The sequence below is a fragment of the Brachyspira sp. G79 genome (assembly GCF_002379365.1).
Taxonomy (GTDB): domain Bacteria; phylum Spirochaetota; class Brachyspiria; order Brachyspirales; family Brachyspiraceae; genus Brachyspira.
Genome location: NZ_JQIU01000008.1, coordinates 1,784,865 through 1,804,065, shown reverse-complemented (window position 1 = coordinate 1,804,065; position 19,201 = coordinate 1,784,865). Strand labels below are relative to the sequence as shown.

20 protein-coding genes are annotated in these 19,201 nt (G+C 29.0%); 10 read left to right on the top strand and 10 right to left on the bottom strand.

The annotated features are described in order from the left end of the window. Positions 1–81 precede the first annotated feature (81 nt). From KQ44_RS09425 to KQ44_RS09410, 4 genes are all read left to right on the top strand, one after another. Positions 82–477: a hypothetical protein gene (locus KQ44_RS09425; RefSeq protein WP_096737181.1), complete on the top strand. Its 396-nt coding sequence runs from the start codon at positions 82–84 to the stop codon at positions 475–477. A gap of 83 nt (positions 478–560) precedes the next feature. Then, complete coding sequence (locus tag KQ44_RS09420) at positions 561–1,007, top strand: hypothetical protein (RefSeq protein WP_096737180.1); 447 nt, start codon at positions 561–563, stop codon at positions 1,005–1,007. Between the two features lie 19 nt (positions 1,008–1,026). Then, positions 1,027–1,578, top strand: coding sequence for an RNA polymerase sigma factor (locus KQ44_RS09415; RefSeq protein ID WP_096737179.1), 552 nt, complete (start codon positions 1,027–1,029; stop codon positions 1,576–1,578). Further along, entirely contained in the window at positions 1,575–2,048 is a 474-nt protein-coding gene (locus KQ44_RS09410; protein WP_096737178.1) for a zf-HC2 domain-containing protein, read from the top strand. Before KQ44_RS09415 ends, KQ44_RS09410 begins: the two co-directional genes overlap by 4 nt. A gap of 4 nt (positions 2,049–2,052) precedes the next feature. Here KQ44_RS09410 and purN read toward each other — a convergent pair whose 3' ends face one another. The 8 genes from purN to KQ44_RS09370 all read right to left on the bottom strand — a co-directional run bounded on the left by purN (position 2,053) and on the right by KQ44_RS09370 (position 10,963). Beyond that, positions 2,053–2,616 carry a phosphoribosylglycinamide formyltransferase gene (gene purN / locus KQ44_RS09405; protein ID WP_096737177.1) on the bottom strand — a complete coding sequence of 188 codons (564 nt, stop codon included), beginning with the start codon at positions 2,614–2,616 and terminating at the stop codon, positions 2,053–2,055. After that, on the bottom strand, positions 2,604–3,617 hold the full coding sequence (purM, locus tag KQ44_RS09400; protein ID WP_096737176.1) for a phosphoribosylformylglycinamidine cyclo-ligase: 1,014 nt from the start codon (positions 3,615–3,617) through the stop codon (positions 2,604–2,606). The genes purN and purM overlap by 13 nt, the downstream gene beginning before the upstream one ends. Positions 3,618–3,767: 150 nt before the next feature. Next, positions 3,768–4,445, bottom strand: coding sequence for a hypothetical protein (locus KQ44_RS09395; protein WP_096737175.1), 678 nt, complete (start codon positions 4,443–4,445; stop codon positions 3,768–3,770). 13 nt (positions 4,446–4,458) lie between these two features. Beyond that, positions 4,459–5,367 (bottom strand): hypothetical protein, encoded by a 909-nt coding sequence (locus KQ44_RS09390; protein WP_096737174.1) that lies wholly within the window; start codon positions 5,365–5,367, stop codon positions 4,459–4,461. 15 nt (positions 5,368–5,382) lie between these two features. Further along, positions 5,383–5,928, bottom strand: coding sequence for a hypothetical protein (locus KQ44_RS09385; RefSeq protein ID WP_096737173.1), 546 nt, complete (start codon positions 5,926–5,928; stop codon positions 5,383–5,385). Positions 5,929–6,224: 296 nt separating this feature from the next. Beyond that, a complete protein-coding gene (infB, locus tag KQ44_RS09380; RefSeq protein WP_096737172.1) occupies positions 6,225–8,552 on the bottom strand; it encodes a translation initiation factor IF-2 in 2,328 nt (775 codons plus the stop codon). A gap of 28 nt (positions 8,553–8,580) precedes the next feature. After that, on the bottom strand, positions 8,581–9,327 hold the full coding sequence (locus KQ44_RS09375; RefSeq protein ID WP_096737171.1) for a hypothetical protein: 747 nt from the start codon (positions 9,325–9,327) through the stop codon (positions 8,581–8,583). Between the two features lie 142 nt (positions 9,328–9,469). Beyond that, the gene (locus tag KQ44_RS09370; protein WP_096737170.1) at positions 9,470–10,963 is read right to left on the bottom strand and encodes a hypothetical protein; all 1,494 of its coding nucleotides are present in this window, start codon (positions 10,961–10,963) and stop codon (positions 9,470–9,472) included. Positions 10,964–11,137: 174 nt separating this feature from the next. Here KQ44_RS09370 and KQ44_RS09365 point away from each other — a divergent pair, with 174 nt between their 5' ends. Continuing rightward, positions 11,138–11,626, top strand: coding sequence for a tRNA (cytidine(34)-2'-O)-methyltransferase (locus KQ44_RS09365; protein WP_096737169.1), 489 nt, complete (start codon positions 11,138–11,140; stop codon positions 11,624–11,626). A 445-nt stretch (positions 11,627–12,071) separates the two neighbouring features. Here the strand turns inward: KQ44_RS09365 and KQ44_RS09360 are convergent, their stop codons facing one another. Continuing rightward, positions 12,072–12,908: a flagellin gene (locus tag KQ44_RS09360; protein ID WP_096737168.1), complete on the bottom strand. Its 837-nt coding sequence runs from the start codon at positions 12,906–12,908 to the stop codon at positions 12,072–12,074. A 293-nt stretch (positions 12,909–13,201) separates the two neighbouring features. Between KQ44_RS09360 and KQ44_RS09355 the strand changes: the two genes are divergently transcribed. The 5 genes from KQ44_RS09355 (at position 13,202) to KQ44_RS09335 (ending at position 18,045) form a co-directional block, all read left to right on the top strand. Further along, positions 13,202–14,176: a M28 family peptidase gene (locus KQ44_RS09355; protein ID WP_096737167.1), complete on the top strand. Its 975-nt coding sequence runs from the start codon at positions 13,202–13,204 to the stop codon at positions 14,174–14,176. Between the two features lie 182 nt (positions 14,177–14,358). Beyond that, positions 14,359–14,880, top strand: coding sequence for a hypothetical protein (locus tag KQ44_RS09350; RefSeq protein WP_096737166.1), 522 nt, complete (start codon positions 14,359–14,361; stop codon positions 14,878–14,880). 18 nt (positions 14,881–14,898) lie between these two features. Continuing rightward, positions 14,899–15,309, top strand: a complete 411-nt coding sequence (locus KQ44_RS09345; protein WP_096737165.1) for a hypothetical protein — start codon at positions 14,899–14,901, stop codon at positions 15,307–15,309. A 360-nt stretch (positions 15,310–15,669) separates the two neighbouring features. Beyond that, positions 15,670–16,380, top strand: a complete 711-nt coding sequence (locus KQ44_RS09340) for a zinc metallopeptidase (RefSeq protein WP_096737164.1) — start codon at positions 15,670–15,672, stop codon at positions 16,378–16,380. Positions 16,381–16,656: 276 nt separating this feature from the next. Next, positions 16,657–18,045 (top strand): MATE family efflux transporter, encoded by a 1,389-nt coding sequence (locus tag KQ44_RS09335; RefSeq protein WP_096737163.1) that lies wholly within the window; start codon positions 16,657–16,659, stop codon positions 18,043–18,045. Positions 18,046–18,160: 115 nt separating this feature from the next. Here KQ44_RS09335 and KQ44_RS09330 read toward each other — a convergent pair whose 3' ends face one another. Beyond that, entirely contained in the window at positions 18,161–19,180 is a 1,020-nt protein-coding gene (locus KQ44_RS09330; protein ID WP_096737162.1) for a zinc-dependent alcohol dehydrogenase family protein, read from the bottom strand. Positions 19,181–19,201 lie beyond the last annotated feature (21 nt).

Here is a 19,201-nt window from a genome sequence, read left to right as displayed (position 1 = left end):
AATAAAGTTATTTATAGGAACTTTTATCTTTTTTTATTCGTCTAAAAAGTTAAACCATTGAATTTTATGAGGATTTTATGCATGAAAAAAATAATAATTATTGCTTTATTATTTGTATTGAGTAGTTTATATGCTGAGGATAATTTTTATATAAATGATAATTCATTAAAAGTTCTTCATAATGCTGGAGTTGAAATAAATAAAGAACAAAGAAAAAATATTGATTTAATAGTAAAAAAATATATGCCTTATGTAAAACAATTATTATTAGAAATAAAAGATATAGAATCAAAACTTAATAATGAATATAAAAAAACTGACGTTAATTTAAATACAATAAAGGAATTAATATTTGAAAAAAAGACAAAAGAGGCAGATTTTGACTATATTATAATGTCATGCGACTTGGATATATTAGAATTGTTTTCTAATAGTGATATAAAAAGAATAAAATACTATATAATTTTTAAAAAATAGGGGAACTTTTAACAAGTTAATATCGTCTAACTAATTAAGATAATAGATGATATATAATAATATGTAACAGATAAGGAGAATTTATGAAAAAAATATTTTGTACGGTGTCTTTGATATTTGTATTGTCTTTATCTATTTTTGCTCAGCCCGGACCAAAAGGACCTGGACCTCATGGACCAAGACATAGGAGAGGAGCTGAATTTGATAAGAGATTAGGCAATGATCCTTTGCAGTATTTTAGAAAAATAGGTATAACACTTACAGATGAACAAGCTGAGATAATGTATGATATAGCAATAAAATTTATCACTGAAGATGAACCTATCAGACTTGAGATAGAAAGAATAAATAATGACATTAGAATGGAGTTAATGAAAGAAAATACTGACAGAAACATATTAAAAGAACTAATAAGAAGCAAAAAAGAACAGGAAGCCTTGAGAGATTATTTAAGAATAGTAAGAGATTTGGACATAATAGATGTACTTACTCCGAGCCAAAAGGCTTTATTAAATAAAAAAATGCAGTAACAACATAGGTTTATAAGGTATGAGCGGTGCTGGTATTATGGCGTATGAAGATAATATAGAAGCTTTTAAAGCAGGTAATGAAGAAGCTTACAAAGAGCTTGTAGAAATGTACAAAAAACCGCTGTTTAATTTGGTTTATTCTATCATTTCAAACAGCGAAGAAGCTGAAGAGATAGTGCAGGACGTTTTTGTAAGTTTTTATATAAAAAGAGAAAGTTTTGAAGGCAGAAGTAAAATATATACTTGGCTTTATAGAGTATCTTTTAATAGGGCAGTGGATCATATAAGAAAAAGAGAAAGAGAAAAAAAATACAGGATAAAAGAATACAGAAATTCAGAAGTGCAGGAGTCTGATAATGATAATAGTATAAATAAGATTATATTAGCAGAAGCATTATCAAAACTTGAAGATGATTTTCGTATACCGCTTATGATGGCAGAATATGAAAATTATTCTTATAACGAAATATCTGAAAAACTGGACTTGCCTGTTAATACGGTAAGAACCAGAATATTCAGAGCTAGAAAAAAACTTTTATCTATTATGCAAAAGATGGGGGTAACTTTATGAAAAATAATCATGAATATTATGAAATGCTTATAAGCAGATATAAAGATAATGATTTAGACAGTAATGAAATATTTGAGCTGGAAAAACATTTATCTAGTTGTAAATCTTGTCAAAAGTTTAAAGAAGAACTTGATTCTATGTCATCTATACTATGCGGTAAAAAAACTATAATAGTACATAAAAAGAAAATATTTAATAAAAATAAAGTAATAGCTTCTATAGGCTCTTTGGCAGCTGCTTTATTAATATTTGCAGGCATTAATAGCCTATATAAACAGCAGTCTGATAATAACTCTGCTATAATAGCAAATAACTCTTCTTCAATAAAAACAGTTATAGACTATAATATAAGCGATGAGGATTATACGCCATTATCAAGCTATTTCAGCTACAGCGATGAAGAGAATATAGATGAAGGAAGCGAAGAAATATCAATAATGTCAGCTTATATTTATTATATGGGTAAATAACAAATTAAATAGTTTTAGCTAATTGCTTTACAGTTTCAGGCAGTATTCTATGTTCTTCTAAAAGCACTCTTTTTTGTAAAGTCTCAGGTGTATCATCTTCTTTTACAGGTACTTTAGCCTGCATTATTATATCTCCGCCGTCTATTACCTCTGTTACATAATGTACAGTACAGCCAGACTCTTTTTCTTTATTTTCAATAACAGCCTCATGCACATGTATGCCATACATTCCCTTTCCTCCGTATTTTGGAAGAAGAGAAGGGTGTATATTAATAATTTTTCCTTTCCATTTTTTTATGAAGTTAGTATCTACTATCGATAAAAAACCTGCTAATACTACTAAATCTATATTATCAAGATGTTTGTCTATAGTTTTAAACAAATCATTTTTATGCATTTTTTTATCTATAATAACAGATGATATACCAAATCTCTTAGCTATACTAATACCTTTACACTGTCTGTCGGCTATAACAATATCAATTTTATAATCATCTTTATCCTGCATCTCTATTAGAGAAAGTAAATTACTTCCGCCTCCTGAAATTAAAACAGCTATTCTAAGCATATTGTACTCTTATCCTCATCTTCATTTTTTGCAATATAACCAATATCATAAGCCTCTTCATTCATATCTTTCAAATCTCTTATAATATTATCTTTATCCTCTTTAGAAGCTATTATGACAAACCCTATACCCATATTAAAAGTATTATACATCTCTTCTTCTTTTATATTTCCAAGATACTGTATATAATTAAATATATTAGGTGTTTGAAAACTGTCTTTTTTAATAACAGCTTTATATCCTTTAGCAATAGCACGAGGAACATTCTCTATTAATCCGCCTCCAGTAATATGAGCCATTCCTTTTATATTATATTTTTCTAATAAAGGCAGAACTTTTTTCACATATATTTTTGTAGGAACTAAAAGAGTCTCTCCTATTTTTTCACCTTCAAATACAGCATTATAATCACGTACAAGTTTTCTTATAAGGGAAAATCCATTGCTGTGAAAACCAGAAGAAGAAATACCTATTATAACATCATCTTCAGAAACATTAGAGCCGTCTATAATTTTATCTTTTTCAACAACACCTACACAGAAACCAGCAATATCATAATCACCCTCTTTATAAAATCCAGGCATCTCAGCAGTTTCTCCTCCTATCAAAGCAGCACCAGCCTCATAGCAGCCGTCGGCAATTCCTTTTACTATTAAACTAGCAGTTTCTCCGTTTAATTTACCGCATGCTAGATAATCCAAAAAGAAAATAGGTTTTGCTCCATGACAAAGTACATCATTAACACACATAGCTACAGCATCTATACCTACTGTATCGTATTTTTTCATAGAAAATGCTATCTCAAGTTTTGTGCCTACTCCGTCAGTTCCAGATACTAATACTGGATTATTATATTTACCAAGCTCATACATAGCACCAAAACTTCCTATAGTATTAAGTACATTTGAATGCATAGTTTTGGCAACTACTTCCTTCATAAGAGAAACAGCTTTATAGCCCTCTTCTCTATTAACTCCGCTGTCTGCATAAGAAATACTCATAAATAATTCCCTTAATTTTTTAGATTATTTTTATTGATGAATAAGATTGAGTATAGTATATCAATATTTTTTTTATTTACAAGAATAATTTTTTTATTTATAAAAAAATAGGTATAGAAATAAAATCTATACCTATTAAAAAATATATTATTAAAATGCTACTCCTACAGCAAGTCTTGGAAGAGGAACAAATCTTATACCATGTGTAAAAGAATATCCGAAATCTAATATAGATATATCTATAAAAGGACGTACTGGCCAGTTAGCCCCCATTTTTGTAAACATATCTATCTTAAATCCCATCTCTCCAGATATATAAAAATTGGCTATAGCACTTTTCTGTTCTTTACCAGCAGAATAATCCCTACCATTAACAGCTAATATCGTCATACCAACTTTAGGGAGAAGGAAAAATCCATTGTCTTTATCTCTTTTATTGAAATAAAATCTTACACCAATAGAAGCAGGTATAGCCACAACATCAGCATTATAGAACTTTTCATAATTACTTGTTCCGTTAATAGTTTTTACTCCATTATAATAACCGCTGAAAGTGTATATACCAAAAGTTGCATCTATTGCCTGTTTAGGTAAATATCTGTAATTGTATGTAAATCTTATTCCAAATCCGCCTTTAAATAATTTTTCAGTAGCACCATTTTTAGGCTGAAATATTAGATTGGCAACACCAGGTAAAGTTACAGTCGAAAATATAGTAGTACCGAAATCTATACCAACAGCATGCTTTACATTTTCATAGCTTGCAGCATAAATGACAGTATTAAAGGATAATATTAAAGCAAATATAAATATTATAATTTTTTTCATAATCTAACATCCATTAAAATCTTATACTAACGCCTATTCTAGGGAATAAACCTATTCTCAAATTAGAAATAATCTTAGCCCAACCAGGAACTTTCTCCCAAGCAGGTATAGGTAATTGAACAAAACCTGCTGTCAAAATACCTAAATTTCCTTGTACTGCACTATATAAATTTCCAGTCCAAGGTCTTACATAATAACCTATTTCTAAAAGCCCTATATCAAGCATAGGTTTAACTCTCCATTCCTTAGTAGGAAATAATTCTATATTCCAACCAATCTCATAAGAAACATAAACTGCCGCATCTGATACTGACTGACTAGTTTTTATACCAGTTAAACCGTTTTCTGTTTCTATAGTATAGAAGAATGCATCTATTCCCAAACGGAATGCATTATAAAACTGTCTTTTCTTACCATAAAATTTCACCCCAAATGTAGCAGGCATAAATACAAATGAAGATCTGAATTTAGTATCAGAGGCAATTACATCAGCATACTCTCCATGCCCCATAGAATCTAAAAGTTTACTCGCATTTTCTTTGCTTATATTAAGTAAATAAGTACTGCCATAAACACCTATTCCAGCCTCAAGAGCTATTTGATTATGTACAAATAAAGAATAAGTAACTGAAGGCAAAAACCAAGATGTACCTTTAAATTCGGCATAATTAAGATAATCACCAATTGTACCAAAATTTACACCCAAAAAACCAGCTATATGCTTTCCATGAGTAAATATTGTATTAACAAGCATAGGAGAAAATACAGATACTCCGGGGTTAAAATTAAGACTTATCATCTGCCTTCCTTTTATCCAGCTATAATCCTCTCCTGTAACTTCTGTGGACAATGGCAGTCCTTTAGCAAATACAATATTTGACAAACATAATAAAATAAATAATATTATTAAACTCTTTTTCATAATTGACACTCTTAATTAATTTATAATATCTCCGCCCATAAATCCGCCTGAAGATGCTGTTAATATACTTTTTACTTCTTCATATTTTTCTCTAGGAAGATTAGTATTTGCAAGAATTTTATCAGCATCGCTTAAATCAATATTTTCAGCACCATTTTGCATAATGTTATTGATAAGATTACCAATAACAGCCTCTCCTCCTTCATCATCTAATACATTTAATATCGCATCAACTGCATCTTTACCTTTCTGATCTACCTTAATTGCCGCAAGATCAGGTCCCATAGGTACAGCCAATATATAACTGTTTTCAGCTGAATCATCTTTATATACTCCGCCTATACCAAGAACAGGACTTTCAAATGTGTAATTTCCATCATACCCGTTATTTCCTGTTATTGTAAGAGTATTTCCATCTGCTTTGGCATTCTGCCAAGTTCCAGACTGCATCTTTGATAAAACCAAATCTGAGCCTGGTTTTGTTACCGTTATGCCCGTATTTTTTGTGCATGAAATAATAGACATAACTAATAATGAAATAGTTAATAAATATGCTTTCATTTTAGATTTCCTAAATTATGTATTTTTCATGTTTATTGTTATATCATATAAAAATAAATAAGCAATAATAAAAAATAAATATTTGCATATTTTATACTATTTTAATAATAATTTATATTGTTTTTACAATTACATAATACATTTTATACATAATATTGATATATTGCATTTTAATATCATTTTTATAGTTTATATGCATAAAACTATTATATTAAATAAATTAAAAGAAAATAAAAAAAGCAATGAATTTTATATAAATTCATTGCTTATATAATTATTAAATACACAAAAAATTATTATAAATCCTGTGCTATCTCTTCAATCTTGAATATTTCAAGTATATCACCTTTTTTAATATCGTTAAAGTTTTCTATAGAAGCACCGCATTCATATCCAGTTGCAACTTCTTTAACATCGTCTTTAACACGTCTCAAACTAGAAATCTTACTTGTATATATAAGAACATTATCACGCATAACTCTCACACTAGCATTTCTTTCTATTTTACCGCTAGTAACATAGCACCCTGCAATAGTACCGACTTTAGGAACATGGAATACATCTCTAACTTCAACAGTACCTATATCAACTTCTTTTTTGATTCTATCAAGAGAACCTTTCATAGCATTTTGAATAGCCTCTATTGCCTCATAAATAATATCATATCTTTCTATAGGTATGCCTAATTTTTCAGCAAGCTCTCTGGCTTTACCAGAAGGACGCACTCTATAGGCAATAATAATAGCATTAGAAGCATGAGCTAAGTTTACATCGCTTTCAGTAACAGCACCTGATGCACTGTATATAGAAACAAAACGTATTTTATCACTTTGTATTTTATTAAGGGCATCTCTCAAAGCCTCAGCACTTCCTTGAACATCTGCCTTTATTATAACCTTGAACTCTTTCATAGCATCAGAAGCTATTTTCTCATAAAGGTTTTCTAAAGTGACTTTAACATTAGCCTTCAAAGCCTCCTGCTGCTTTAACTGAACTCTTTTATCGGCTATAGCCTTAGCCTCTTTTTCATCAAGCATAACATTAAATGCTTCTCCAGCCTCAGGAGTTTTTTCAAATCCTAAAACTTCAACTGGAGTAGATGGCAAAGCCTTTGTAACTCTCTGACCCAAATCATTAACCATAGCTCTCACTTTACCTACAGAAAGCCCACATACAAAATAATCTCCGATTTTTAGAGTACCATTTTGTACAAGTACAGTTCCAACAGGTCCTCTTCCTTGGTCAAGTGATGCTTCAAGAACTATACCTATAGCTTCTCTGTTAGGATTAGCCTTTAATTCAAGCATTTCAGCCTGAAGGATAATAGCTTCTAATAGTTCATTAATACCCTGTTTAGTTAAGGCACTGACACCTATATACTGAGTATCTCCCCCCCATTCTTCTGGGGTAAGTCCGTATTCTGATAATGCAGCCTTTACTTTATCCATAGAAGCATTAGGCAAATCCATTTTATTAACAGCAACTATTATAGGTACATTAGCCTCTTTAGCATGATTTAGGGCTTCTATAGTCTGCGGCATAACCCCGTCATCAGAAGCAACAACAAGTATTACTATATCTGTACTTTTAGCTCCTCTAGCTCTCATCATAGTAAATGCTGCGTGCCCAGGTGTATCAATAAAAGCTATTTCTCCGCTAGGTATTTTTACTTTATAAGCACCGATATTTTGAGTAATTCCGCCGCTTTCTTTTGAAGTAATATTACTATGTCTTATAGCATCAAGAAGAGAAGTTTTACCATGGTCAACATGCCCCATAATTGTTACTACTGGGGGACGAGGTTTTAAATCTTCTTCTTTATCTGCTTTTACTTCAATAGTGGCTTCTTCTTGTAAAGATACAACATTAACTTTACACCCGAAATCATCAGCTATAATTGTAGCAGTGTCAGAATCTATTATATCATTAACTCTAGCCATAGTACCCATACCCATAAGTTTGGATATGATGTCTGAGGCTCTTAAATTCATTTTTTTAGCCAAATCGCCTACAGTGATTGTTTCCATTATGCTGATTTCTTTTTCAACACTGGCAAGTCTTTGTTCCTGCTGACGTTTTTTAGCCTGCATTTTATTAAAGATTTTATTTTCCTGTCTTTGAGCTGCTTCTGCTTTAGAATCTTTCTGAGAAGATTTTTTATCGTATTCTTTCTCTTTTTTCTCGTAATCTCTTTTCTTACCATCTTTTTTATTATCTTTCTTATTAAAAGAAGATACATCTTCTGCAGGGGCAGTAATTTGCTGTAATTTATTATCTTTATTTTCTCTATTGTTATTAAAATCTTTATGTTCTCTATTTCCATGAGAATAATTCTTATTTTTATTTTCTCTATTATCCCTATTATCTCTGCTGTTAAAGTTTTTAGCCGAATTTTCAGAATTATTATCCTGTTTTTGAACTTCCTGTTTATCAGATTTGTTATGTATTATAATTTTCTTTTTAACTATAACTTTTTTAACTTTCTTCACAGCTGCAGTTGCCTGACTGTCATCATTATTACTGCTGTTATTATTAGCTTTTTTTATTATAACTTTAGGCTTATTATCAGCTTGTGAGCTTTCCTGATTTAAATTTTTTTCATTATTCTCATTTTTTTGAGACATTATTTTCCTTTCCCATTTATATTAGATTTTAATTATTTGTTCTTGGCAATAAATCATTACTTTGAGGCATTATAGCTGTATTTGTTGCATTAGGATCTCCTATTTGAGGAGGAAGTATGCTTGCTTCACCTAAAACAGCTGTATTTCTTTCTATAACTGCTTTATCTTTTAAATCCTGTATATCTCTTTGAACTAATTGCTCTGCATATGCATTTTTATATAACTGTGCTATATAAGGAGCTGTTTCTGTATTATATGCTGTTATACCATACATTTGAGTTAATTGCTGTTTAGCTTGATCAAAGAAAGCCTGAGCCTGTTCAGGAGTTGGATCTGGTATATTTTTAGCGGCATCAGCAATAAGTTTAGTTAGATAATACTGAAACTTAACATTTCTTACTGAAAGATTAATAAAATCTTTAGCTTCCTGAGTTTCAAAGAATTTTTCTTCCTCAGCTTTTTTAAATAATAAAACAGTATTTATTAATTGGTCAGCATACATTTGCTTAGTAGCTGCATCATTAGCATATAGAGCTATTTGATCTGCTGTAGCTCCTTGAAGTACCAAAGCTGCTTCTAAATCTTTATTGAAATTAGTTTGATTTACAGTAAAGTCATCTATTTTTAATACCCAATCGCCTTCTCCTCCTTTTAAATATGATATAGAATCAGATGAAGAAGAACTGCTACTTCCTCCTTCCTGATTTTGAGAGCAGGCTATTATAGGCAGTGTTGTCAATATTAATAATAGTTTTTTTAAGTTTTTCAAACTCATAAAATTATACTCCTTAAAAAATAAAAAACAGTTTATTAGTTTTATAGTGTATCATATATAATTTTTTATGCAAGTAAAAACAAATAAATTTTTACATAGATATATAAAAATAAATTACGCACATTTACAAATTATTTTTTATTTATTTCTTTCCAGAATACATGCTTATTACTAAATTCGGCAGTTCTTTTTCTAATATTCCATACCAAATAGATTTTCTTCTTTTTAAAGTTTTACTGCTCATAGCATAATTCATAAGTTTATTATAAGTTTCATTTGCCTTTTGTACATTCTGAAATATAGGTATATGATTAGCTGGAAATATCTCAGATATATTAGCTTCTATATCTTTCTTTATAACAACATCGTATATAGGCAAAACTTTTTCGTATCCTGCACAAATACTTTCGGCATATTCCAAAACCATTTTATCAAAATTCGGTATAGTTTTTAATAATCTTATTATTAAAGCAAAAGTGTCTATAGCCTCTTTATAATTTTCTTTAACAACATATGCTCCATTAGCTTTATCACATAAATCGCATATAGTATTATTAGTATAGCTAGATATATATTCATTAACATGTTCATCTATTTGGAAAGGAGGCATTGATTTTGCAACTTTTGATATAAGGTCCAAAACAGCAGTAAACATTCTCTGTTTCCACAAATTACCCTTCACGCTTTTGATAAGCTCTTCCATTTCATTGAAAAATGATTCTTTATATTTTTCATCTGGATTAAATATAGCTTCTACTATTGGTATCTCTGTACCTTTAAATGATATCATACCATTATCATAAAATGAAATAATATTCTTTTCAAAAATTTCGCTTTTAATTTTGCTGTTCTCTTTTAAGAAGTTGAACTGTAAATTTTTAGTTACTATTACTTTATTTTCTTTTGGTGCTAAAGTATTGGCTCTTGCCTGCATTCTTGCTGCATTGTTAATTAAAAAACCTGATAAATCCCCATCTTCTGTAATTATCAATGAACTGTTGGTATTGCCGCCTGATATTCCAGCACTTATTTTAAACTCTGGAAGACCTGATGTATCAACACTTGGATATTCTTTCAATAATCTTTTCTTACTTAATACTCCTATAATAGCTATAGTGGCACTTAAAGCATCAGTAGCAGTGGGGCATACCATAATAATTTCATCACCCTGCTTTCTATGCGATATAACATTATAAAATTTCGTAACCTCACTTACTTTATTTTGCATAAGATCATCTAATGCATGAAGTTTAGATAAATTATTTTTATTCTCTTCGCAAAATTTTGTATAACCATGTATATCAAGCATTGCTATATAAACATCAGCTATTGATAGACTTAATTTTAAATCGCCTGCAAAACTATATTTCGGATTTTCAATAACAAACTGAGACCATAGTTTAGGATATGATTCTTTATCAAGATTATTAAAAAATCCCCAATTAATTTTACGTATAATATCAAATAAAGCTCTTAATATAGCTTTATGGTCATGAACTTTTTCAAAATTAATATTTTTGGCATAAGTAAAAATTTCTGAAAAATTTTTTATATCGCCTGAAATTATCTTTTCTGTAAGAAATGCGTATAATTCATATTTAGAAGTGGATTGCGTATATTCCTCTATTTTATTCACTTTTTTCCTCTTACCTTATTTTTAAAAAAGATGTAATTATTACTTTAACTTATAAATAAAAAAAATCAATACTAATAACGAATTTATTAACAATCAATAAAACATATTGAAAAAAATATAAACTATCTTAAAATAAATATAAAATTTTTATTAATAAAAAATAAATAAACAATTATGAGCAGTACAATTATAAAAAATAATTTCAATGTAGCAGTAGCATTATATAGACCAGAAATACCCGCAAATACTGGAAATATAGGAAGATTATGTGTAGGACTTAATATAGAACTTCATATAGTTTCAAAGCCGTCATTTATAATGAGTTCAAAAGAAGTAAGACGTGCAGGACTTGATTATTGGGAGAATTTGGTACTAATTAAACATGAAAATGAAAATACATTTTTGGAATACTGCAATAACAATGGAAGAAGAATAATACCAATAACAAAATTCGGAAAAAACAGATATGATAAGTTTAACTATCAAAATAATGATATACTTTTGTTCGGCAGAGAATCAACAGGACTTAGAGAATCATTATGGGAAAATGATTTGGATAACTCTGTATACATACCGATGAGCGATAATATACGTTCTATTAATCTCTCAAACACAGCAGCTATAATATCATACGAGGCATACAGACATATTTGTCTTTCCTAAATAAAATAATATATGCCTAAATGGATATAATTTATCAAAAATAAAGTTATATTTTATTTTTAATATATGAGGCTTCGCAGCACATAAGTTTTTCTATGATGTCTGCATTGTCACTTTCAGCGAGAACATACGCTGTACGCATTGCTATGCACGCTGTAGCAAGGTGTAACCTAAATTTCCAATATTACCATACATTTTAATACGTATATGTAAAAATATAAAGTTGTATCAATTGCTTTTTTACGAAGTGTATCAGAAAGATAAAAAATTTTTTGTGCGGCAAAAAAGTTGCTAATTCTGTATAATGTAGTTGACAAAATAAAATTGTTACAGTATATACTGAAGTTTTAATTAAAACAATAAAAGATTACAAATAAAAAGCCCGTTAGCACCTATGCACCAACGGGCTTTATATCTACATTTGTAATAAGTCGCTTAAATTAAATTATCCAATAATTCTCATTATAGATTGGTTTTTCATATTAGCATTAGCTAACATAGCAGCACCTGTTTGTTGTAAGATTTGTTCACGAGTATAAGCAACCATAGCAGAAGCCATATCAGCATCTCTTATAACACTTTCAGAAGCGATAGTGTTTTCAGTAGCTATCATTAAACTTTTTACCATAGATTCCATTCTGTTTTGAACAGCACCTAATTCAGCTCTTTGAGCTACTACCATTTGTATACCTTCATCTATTCTTCCTAAAGCTTGGTTAGCAGTTTCTACAGAAGAAATAGAAATAGGAGTGTCTCCTCCAACTTGTAAGTTAGCTGCAGTCATAGCACCTATATTAACAGCTACTCTTTGATCCATATTAGCACCGATGTGGAAAGTCATAGGAGTTTGACCATCAGCAGCAAAACGTCCTGTTAACATATTCATTTTGTTGAATTCTGCTTGAGAAGCAATTCTGTCAACTTCAGCTACTAATTGGTTAACTTCTACTTGAATTAAAGCTCTGTCACTGTCAGAATAAATACCGTTAGCAGATTGAATAGCTAATTCTCTCATTCTTTGCATAATGTTAGTAGTTTCATTTAAATAACCTTCAGTTGTTTGAATGAAAGAAATACCGTTTTGAGCATTTCTAGTAGCTTGTTGTAAACCACGGTATTGTGAACGCATTTTTTCAGATACTGCTAATCCAGAAGCATCATCACCAGCAGTGTTAATTCTCATACCGCTAGAAAGCTGTGCTATAGTTTTAGTCATTGAATTTCCTGTTAAATTCAATTGTCTGTTTGCATTTAATGCAGAAATATTATTGTTGATAATCATAACTACCCTCCATGAATAGTGCTTAAAATATTTTTTGTAATTTTTATTTTTCTAAAGCTTTTTAATATTATGTTTTTATTTGCTATTTAGTCATCCCCTACAAAACAGCAGCATAATATTAACTTCACATATAACATAATTATAATATCTTTTTAAAAAAAAGTAAAGACTAATTTTTTATAAAAAAATGCCGAGAGGGTAATTTGCTGCATATTAATATAATAACATTGACTTTTTAACACTATTATTTTAAAATCTTATATCATAATACCATTTTTTGGAAATAAAAAACTATGAAATTTATAACAATAACTATGATTATAACACTTTTTATGTTTAATTCATGCGGTAGTGCAAAGGCAAATACTGATAATAAAATAAATAATAATTTCTATTTTAATGCGGAAAATGCTTATAATTACATAAAAACACAGACTGATTTAGGACCTAGAAACTATGGAAGCGAAGCACATAAAAAAGTAAGAGATTTTTTTAAACAAGAAATTTCTAACATTGGTTATGAAGTTTTTAGTCATAATTTTAAAGCCCCATATATAAAAGAAAGAAACGGTGAAAATATGTATGCATTCCTTAAAGGAAAAACTGATAATTATATAATTATAGCAAGCCATTTTGACAGCCGTTCTGTAGCAGAAAAAGATAAAATGGCATTTAATAGAGATAAGCCTATAATAGGGGCTAATGACGGAGCAAGCAGCAGTGGGGTTTTATTAGAGCTTATGAAGGCTTTAAAAAATTATAATGACTTGCCTTACAGTGTATGCTTTGTTTTATTTGATTTGGAAGATGATGGAAATCTATTTGATGTTGAAGGTACTTCTTTAATAGAGACTGATTGGATACAGGGAAGTATTGCATTTGTAAATGAAGTTATTACAAGAGATAAGATAATTGATAAACAAAAAATAAAATTTGGCATTCTTCTTGATATGGTTGGAAGCAAAAATGCAAAATTCAAATATGAAAGTTTTGCTCATACATATTATTCTCCAATATATAATAAAGTTTGGCAGTATGCAGATGATTTAGGATACGGCAGTTATTTTTTTGATGAACATTACGGCACTATAATAGATGATCACACCCCATTTTTAAACGAAAAAATACCTTTTATTGATATTATAGATATGGGATATATTTTTCATCATACTTCGCAGGATACAATAGACAAATTAGATAAAAAAACTTTAGAAGCTGTAGGAAAAACAGTTGAATACTCTGTAATAAATGCTGATAGTATATACTGAAAATTTTTAAGTTTGTCAACCGCGAGCTGCGGCACCTTCCCGCACGGTATTGTTTATTCTTATCAAATGTCAACGATACGTGCGGCTGATTACTTATTATAATACTAAATATATAATTAATTATATATTTTATTATATTGACATAATCAATAGCTTGATATAATATTTTATTAGGAGTTATTATGAAAAATATAATTTTATTAATTTTTATTACACTATTTGTGTTTTATTCATGCAAAAAAGTTCCAACTACTCCAAATAATACTGAAAATATTGGATCTGATGAAAATGAAAATGTTGTAGATGATGAAGATACAGTAAATCCTCCTGTAATAATACCGCCTACTGATAATCCTTTAGATATAGCTAATTTTTTTAAAGATTATGAAGGTGTATATGCTCAAGTAAATTATATAAGATATAAAATAAAAGATTCTAAATTATTTAGTTTTGATTCTATGAATAATTTATGGGTTGAAAATATTGATAATAAAATTTTATATTTATCAGATAATAAAATAGAATTAGAAGAGGAATGGTTTTTATATGATTTGTTATTCGATAACAATAAATTAACAATTTTAACATCAAGTATTTTAAAAAAAGAATCATTTGATTTTTCAACATATAATTTAAAAAAAGTATATGGGATTCAAATATCAAAAGAATATACTGGAAACTATATTATAATAATGGATATATAGCTATAAAAGTAGATGAAAATGGTAATATATATACAGATGAAAGTAGAATTGGTTTTTTATTCAACAGCAAATATTAATGATAACATTTTAACTTTATCGTCTGGAACATCTAGAAAAAATTATGTATTTTATAATGACAAAATATTAATACGCTCTCTTGACAATGAATATAATCAATATACAGAATTATGTAATAGATATGAAATAATTGATAATTATTCTGGAAGTTATTATAATAGTGAAGGAATAAAAATATTATATATAAGTATAGATGGTAATGTAGAATTAAATAATAATGATGTTACTTATACTAGTTTATTAACAGAAAATACATTAAAAATATTTCCATTTGGTGATGTAGTTTTTAATTTGGATGGTAAAACAGCTGTATTTGATAATGGAGAAAAACAAGTTTTAACAAAAAAATAATTTATTTATAATAAAAATATTCAAATTTATAATTTTTTACTGTTTTTTGGTTAACCATACCTAACGATATTTCTTTCGGTTGTGGGTGGACTTTGTCAAATGCAGTTCTTTTGGTTCTTTTATACCAATAAAAGAACTGGGGTCTGGGGCAAAGCCCCTGATATTAAAAACAAAATATAATTTTATTTTTGACAAACTATATTTTGTTTAGGTATATGCTAAAATACACATAAATTTGTTTTGAAACATTTAATTATTATCTTTTACAAAATTCTATTAACATAGTTATAAAAAAATGTTATAATATATAAAAAATAAATAAATGAAAAATACTAAAAATAAAATAGGAGGTTTTTTAATATGTTAGGCGGATATTTTGAATATTATTTCGGATATATATGGATACTTGTACCAGGTTTAATATTGGGTTTCTGGGCTCAGATGAAAGTAAAATCTACTTATGCTAAATACAGCAGAGTTGAAAATAAAAGAGGAATTACTGGTGCTCAAACTGCTAAATACATACTTGAAGGATACGGTATTGATATACCAGTTGAAAGAATAGGAGGTACATTAACAGACCATTATGATCCTTCTTCAAGAGTATTAAGACTTTCTTCTGGTGTTTATGACGGTACAGATGTTGCTGCTTTGGGAGTTGCGGCTCATGAGGTAGGACATGCCATACAGCATAACAGAGGATATGCTCCGCTTTCTATAAGAAATGGTTTTTATCCTTTATGTGCTATAGGAGATCAATTCGGTCCTTATTTGGTGCTTATAGGTATTATGATAGGAGGGGCTGGAAGTTTTTCATACTATATTATGATGGCTGGCATTATACTTTTTGCATTTGCTGTATTCTTTTCTTTAGTTACTTTACCTGTAGAATTTGATGCTTCAAACAGAGCTATAAAAATATTGGATAAGGGCGGATTTTTAGATCAAGAAGAGCTTGATGGGGCCAAAAAGGTATTGTCTGCTGCTGCTTTAACCTATGTTGCTGCTGCTGTTAGTGCTATACTTACACTTTTAAGACTTTTAATGCTTGCTCAAAGAAGAAGAGATTAATTTAATATTAAATAAAAGTAAAGAGGTATTATTTTTAATAATGCCTCTTTTTTTATAAAAAATTATAATGACTAAATAAATTTTTTTATATTTTAATCTATAATAAAACATATTTTACATGATAAACTCTAAATATGACTAATAATCTATATAAGAATAGGCAAAATTGATAACTTTTTGAAAAAAATTAGAAATTTCTTCTTATATATTGCTTGATAAATTTTAATATATAGTATACTATATATTTTACAATAAAAAATTAGGAGGTACTAACAAATGACAGATAAAAAAATCGAACTGTTTGAAAATTATCCTGTACATAAAGCTCTAATGACGCTAGCACTTCCAACTATACTAGGAATGTTAGTAAATGTTTTTTATAATATGGTAGATACTTTTTTCGTAGGAAAGACTGGAGATCCTAATCAGGTAGCTGCTGTATCGCTTTGTATGCCTATATATTTACTTCTTATGGCTTTTGGTAATATCTTTGGTATAGGAGGAGGATCTTATATATCGAGAAAACTCGGCTTAAGAGATTATGATAGCGTAAAAAAAATATCATCTTTTGCTTTTTATGCAAGTATTATAGTAGGATTTATTTCTATGGCTGTTTACTTGATTTTTATGAAAGATATACTAAAAATATCAGGTGCAAGCCCTAATACTTATCAATTTTCTAAAGATTATCTAGTAATAGTGGCATTCGGAGCTCCTTTTGTAGTAAATCAAATGGCTATGGGGCAGATTGTACGTGCTGAAGGCTCTTCAAAAGAAGCTATGATTGGTATGATGATAGGTACTGTAGTTAATATAGTATTAGACCCTATTATGATACTTTATATGAATATGGGGGTTGCTGGTGCTGCTCTTGCCACAATAGTAGGTAATGCATGCTCTACTATATACTACATATATCATATACTAAGAAAAAAATCTTTCCTATCAATACATGTAAAAGATTTTTCTATGCATAAAGACATACTTATCAATGTGTTTTCTATAGGAATACCAGTTTCTATAAACAATATACTTATGAGTGCTTCAAATGTTCTTATAAATAATTTAGCTGCTGGATATAGTGATAATGTAGTAGCAGGACTTGGAGTAGCTCAGAGAATATTTACACTTGTTGTACTTGTATTTATAGGTCTTTCTCAAGGTCTTCAGCCTTTTGTAGGATATAACTTTGCTTCTAAAAACTACAAAAGAATGAACGCTGCTATAAAAATATCATGTGTTGTAAGTGTTGTAATAGGATTTTTACTTCTAGGGCTTTCATTAATATTTGGAAGATGGTCTGTAGGAGTATTTATTAATAATGAAGAGGTTATAGATTATGGGGTAAAATTTTTAGTGGCAAGTTATGCCATAGCTCCTATAATAGGATTTCAGTTTGTATTTATGTCTACATTCCAAGCATTAGGAAAATCTATACCTTCTCTAGTGCTTTCATTAAGCAGACAAGGTATAGCATTTGTACCAACAATACTTATAGGTACTAAATTATTTGGTATAAACGGTATTATATGGGCTCAGCCTATAGCTGATATTGTAAGTGTTGCATTGGCTACAATTATGTATATTTATATTTACAGGAAAATGAAAAGAAAAGCATTGGAAGAAGAAAATAATAATATAGAAGCTGCTTATAACAATGCATAAAATACCTTAATAATATAAAAAATTAAGCAGATGAAACTTTAATATGTAACTTCTGCTTAATTTTATATTAATATTTTTTTTACAAATTTTACTATTTATTAATTCAAAACAAAATCTATGCTTTAACCAAAACCTTTCCGTCTTTAAGATATAATTTTTTTGTAAATACATCATTAATATTTTCAAGCTCTATAATATCTGTTATGATATCTGATACATTTATAATATTTGATTCAAGTAAATGAATAGCCCTTTCAAAAGCATAAGGATTAACAAAGGAAGTTTTTATAGTAATTTCTCTTTGGAATAGTTCAAAAGGCTTTATTTTTAACTCATCGTCTGGAGAAGTTAATCCAAATAGCATTACCTCAGCACCTTTGCCTGCATACTTAATAGAATATTCTGCTGTCTGTATTTTGCCTGCACAATCTATAATCTTATCAATATTAAATATATTATTTTCTTTTAATATATTTTCTGTACAATCATTAACTGGATCTATCACTATATTAGCACCATATTTTTTTGCTTTCTCTCTTCTTTTTTCTATAGGTTCAACTGCTATAATATTAACAGCCCCTTTGTATTTTACGAGCTGAATCATAATAAGTCCAATGTTTCCAGCACCTACTATCATTACAGTATCGCCTTGATTAATATTCATCAAATCAATACCATGAAGACAGCATGAAATAGGTTCAGTCATAGCAGCACTTTCATAAGAAACACTGTCTGCCACCTTAAAAACTAAATTCTCCTTAACCAAAGCATATTCTGCAAATCCTCCATTTAAAGATACCCCTACAGCTGTCATGCTGCTGCATAGATGTTTTTTTGCATTATTACAATAATAGCAGTTATTACAGTAATCATTAGGGTCAATTGCCACCTTATCACCTATTTTTACTTTAGTTACATTTTTTCCTATTTTTTCTACTTGTCCTGAAAATTCATGCCCCAATATTCTTGGAGGATTGACATCGGTAGACCCTTTTGCCCCTTCATATATATGAACATCTGTACCGCATACCCCGCAGTACTTTACCCTTACTAATACTTCATTATCATTAGGTTCTCTTATATTTAAATCTTCTACAATAATTTTATGTTTTTCATAAAATACGGCCGCCCTCATTTTAATCTCCTCAATTTTATA

Bases quoted from the DNA above. Each gene is read 5' to 3' on its own strand.
- KQ44_RS09350 (WP_096737166.1), top strand. From the start codon at position 14,359: ATGAAAAATATAATTTTATTAATTTTTATTACACTATTTGTGTTTTAT.
- KQ44_RS09340 (WP_096737164.1), top strand. From the start codon at position 15,670: ATGTTAGGCGGATATTTTGAATATTATTTCGGATATATATGGATACTT.
- KQ44_RS09360 (WP_096737168.1), bottom strand. From the start codon at position 12,908: ATGATTATCAACAATAATATTTCTGCATTAAATGCAAACAGACAATTG.
- KQ44_RS09365 (WP_096737169.1), top strand. From the start codon at position 11,138: ATGAGCAGTACAATTATAAAAAATAATTTCAATGTAGCAGTAGCATTA.
- KQ44_RS09425 (WP_096737181.1), top strand. From the start codon at position 82: ATGAAAAAAATAATAATTATTGCTTTATTATTTGTATTGAGTAGTTTA.
- KQ44_RS09415 (WP_096737179.1), top strand. From the start codon at position 1,027: ATGAGCGGTGCTGGTATTATGGCGTATGAAGATAATATAGAAGCTTTT.
- KQ44_RS09355 (WP_096737167.1), top strand. From the start codon at position 13,202: ATGAAATTTATAACAATAACTATGATTATAACACTTTTTATGTTTAAT.
- KQ44_RS09410 (WP_096737178.1), top strand. From the start codon at position 1,575: ATGAAAAATAATCATGAATATTATGAAATGCTTATAAGCAGATATAAA.
- KQ44_RS09395 (WP_096737175.1), bottom strand. From the start codon at position 4,445: ATGAAAAAAATTATAATATTTATATTTGCTTTAATATTATCCTTTAAT.
- purM (WP_096737176.1), bottom strand. From the start codon at position 3,617: ATGAGTATTTCTTATGCAGACAGCGGAGTTAATAGAGAAGAGGGCTAT.
- KQ44_RS09420 (WP_096737180.1), top strand. From the start codon at position 561: ATGAAAAAAATATTTTGTACGGTGTCTTTGATATTTGTATTGTCTTTA.
- KQ44_RS09390 (WP_096737174.1), bottom strand. From the start codon at position 5,367: ATGAAAAAGAGTTTAATAATATTATTTATTTTATTATGTTTGTCAAAT.
- KQ44_RS09375 (WP_096737171.1), bottom strand. From the start codon at position 9,327: ATGAGTTTGAAAAACTTAAAAAAACTATTATTAATATTGACAACACTG.
- KQ44_RS09385 (WP_096737173.1), bottom strand. From the start codon at position 5,928: ATGAAAGCATATTTATTAACTATTTCATTATTAGTTATGTCTATTATT.
- infB (WP_096737172.1), bottom strand. From the start codon at position 8,552: ATGTCTCAAAAAAATGAGAATAATGAAAAAAATTTAAATCAGGAAAGC.
- purN (WP_096737177.1), bottom strand. From the start codon at position 2,616: ATGCTTAGAATAGCTGTTTTAATTTCAGGAGGCGGAAGTAATTTACTT.
- KQ44_RS09335 (WP_096737163.1), top strand. From the start codon at position 16,657: ATGACAGATAAAAAAATCGAACTGTTTGAAAATTATCCTGTACATAAA.
- KQ44_RS09330 (WP_096737162.1), bottom strand. From the start codon at position 19,180: ATGAGGGCGGCCGTATTTTATGAAAAACATAAAATTATTGTAGAAGAT.
- KQ44_RS09345 (WP_096737165.1), top strand. From the start codon at position 14,899: ATGGTAATATATATACAGATGAAAGTAGAATTGGTTTTTTATTCAACA.